Annotated in this window: 1 protein-coding gene; it reads right to left on the reverse strand. The window is 46.1% G+C overall.

Annotation, left to right across the window (positions count from 1 at the left end):
* Positions 1-174: 174 nt before the first annotated feature.
* Positions 175-942, reverse strand: a complete 768-nt coding sequence (locus A3750_RS13305) for a hypothetical protein (RefSeq protein ID WP_156498577.1) — start codon at positions 940-942, stop codon at positions 175-177.
* Positions 943-1100 lie beyond the last annotated feature (158 nt).

The following is a 1100-nucleotide window of genomic DNA, read 5'->3' on the forward strand; positions in this document are numbered from 1 at the left end:
GAACGCGCGAAGAGTAGCAGCGAACAAGACAGAAGCACAGAGCTAAGCCTTACCGTGGGATTAAATTAAATAACTTTAGTGGAATATGTAGAAAAGGGAGGGGAAACAAAATGAGCGCCACTTCGGCGCCCGCATTCTCTTTTGGTAAAAAATGTCAGATTAAATGACGAACGATTAGTGGGTTCCCACCAACTTGGCTTCATCAAGCATCGCAAGCACAACCTTGTCTGACATGACGCTTTCTCTGGAAACAACTTGCTGCTTTTCTTCTACCAAAATTACCTCTTCATCAAGCTCTTTCACTTGCTCTAGAAAACGCTCCGTGATTAAAGACTCCGGGATTGGCGTTCGCAGCACAGGAATCTGTTCCGCAGCATCAGCAGTAGACGCTTTGTACTTTGTCAGATCGACAGCAGGAGCAATCGCGGAAATATGGTCATTGCCGGCGTCGGATCGATAATAGCTTTCTACTTCCTGCTCACCTACCGAGCGAAAAGCCTTGATCTCAACTTCAGATTTACCCGAATCTTCGAAGAAGCCACCAATGTAGTCATCTAGAATATCTAGAGCCGAACCTGCCTGCTCAGCCTTCTCCGGGACACTCCCTGAAATCTGAGCAGATACATGCGATGCACCTTGTCTAGCATCAACAGCAGACTCGACGCTTTCTTTTTTCGCCAGTGGCTCGTCACTGATACCTGGCGAAAGACTTCTGGCTAACGATTCCCGAGATATAAAAGGCTCTTTACGTTGAACTTCATCAGACGTACCGCTAGTTAAACCTTGCGGAGTGACGACAGCAGAAGCCGAAAAGCCGGACAAAGCTTCTTCGGTAAAACGATCGACTTGAAGCTTATATTGTCGGGCAACTTGCCAAGCAAGCATCGCTGACAGAACGGCTACACACACCTCAAGCATATGAATAACTAAACTCATGGACATACTCTGCTCTTCCCAAGTTGTACAAAACGACACACTTCAACAGCGATAGACGCTGAGACGCTTTTGTGGACGATTTATTCTTTTATAGTAGTTATGTAAGAGTGACTTTTTTATTAAGGTGGGCATTGCCGAAGGCGAAAAATTCACCGTCTAAACCG

The sequence above is a fragment of the Oleiphilus sp. HI0079 genome (assembly GCF_001635105.1).